We start from the raw sequence: 1,598 nt of genomic DNA on the forward strand, positions 1-1,598 counted from the left end.
TTTATATGCGGTCAAGATGATATTTTACAATGGAGAGTTTGATCCTGGCTCAGGATGAACGCTAGCTACAGGCTTAACACATGCAAGTCGCGGGGCAGCATTCACTTAGCTTGCTAGGTGAGATGGCGACCGGCGCACGGGTGAGTAACGCGTATCCAACCTGCCCTTGTCCACGGGATAACCCGGTGAAAACCGGCCTAATACCGTATGAGGTCACAAGCGGACATCCAACTGTGACGAAAGGTTTAGCGGACAAGGATGGGGATGCGTCCGATTAGCTTGACGGCGGGGTAACGGCCCACCGTGGCTACGATCGGTAGGGGTTCTGAGAGGAAGGTCCCCCACATTGGAACTGAGACACGGTCCAAACTCCTACGGGAGGCAGCAGTGAGGAATATTGGTCAATGGACGGGAGTCTGAACCAGCCAAGTAGCGTGCAGGATGACGGCCCTATGGGTTGTAAACTGCTTTTGTGCGGGGATAAAGTGTGGGACGCGTCCCATATTGCAGGTACCGCATGAATAAGGACCGGCTAATTCCGTGCCAGCAGCCGCGGTAATACGGAAGGTCCGGGCGTTATCCGGATTTATTGGGTTTAAAGGGAGCGTAGGCCGGAGATTAAGCGTGTTGTGAAATGCCGCGGCTCAACCGTGGCACTGCAGCGCGAACTGGTTTTCTTGAGTGCGCGCGACGCAGGCGGAATTCGTGGTGTAGCGGTGAAATGCTTAGATATCACGAGGAACCCCGATTGCGAAGGCAGCTTGCGGGAGCGCAACTGACGCTGAAGCTCGAAGGTGCGGGTATCGAACAGGATTAGATACCCTGGTAGTCCGCACGGTAAACGATGGATGCCCGCTGTTCCGTTATATGATGGAGTGGCCAAGCGAAAGCGTTAAGCATCCCACCTGGGGAGTACGCCGGCAACGGTGAAACTCAAAGGAATTGACGGGGGCCCGCACAAGCGGAGGAACATGTGGTTTAATTCGATGATACGCGAGGAACCTTACCCGGGCTTGAACTGCAGGAGAACGATTCAGAGATGATGAGGCCCTTCGGGGCTCCTGTGGAGGTGCTGCATGGTTGTCGTCAGCTCGTGCCGTGAGGTGTCGGCTTAAGTGCCATAACGAGCGCAACCCCTCTCCGTAGTTGCCATCAGGTTAAGCTGGGCACTCTGCGGACACTGCCACCGCAAGGTGTGAGGAAGGTGGGGATGACGTCAAATCAGCACGGCCCTTACGTCCGGGGCTACACACGTGTTACAATGGGTGGTACAGAGAGCGGGCCGTCCGCAAGGTCGGTCAAATCCTAAAAGCCATCCCCAGTTCGGATTGGGGTCTGCAACCCGACCCCATGAAGCTGGATTCGCTAGTAATCGCGCATCAGCCATGGCGCGGTGAATACGTTCCCGGGCCTTGTACACACCGCCCGTCAAGCCATGAAAGCCGGGGGTGCCTGAAGTCCGTGACCGCGAGGGTCGGCCTAGGGCAAAACTGGTGATTGGGGCTAAGTCGTAACAAGGTAGCCGTACCGGAAGGTGCGGCTGGAACACCTCCTTTCTGGAGCGGAGTTCCTTTGTATAACACAAGTCAAGGTTGGTT

Annotated in this window: 1 rRNA gene; it reads left to right on the plus strand. The window is 56.1% G+C overall.

The annotated features are described in order from the left end of the window. Positions 1–26 precede the first annotated feature (26 nt). A 16S ribosomal RNA gene (locus tag CIL02_RS02015) occupies positions 27–1,556 on the plus strand. The last annotated feature ends 42 nt before the right edge of the window (positions 1,557–1,598 follow it).

It is taken from the genome of Prevotella sp. P3-122 (assembly GCF_002251365.1).
In the GTDB taxonomy this organism is placed as follows: Bacteria; Bacteroidota; Bacteroidia; order Bacteroidales; family Bacteroidaceae; genus Prevotella.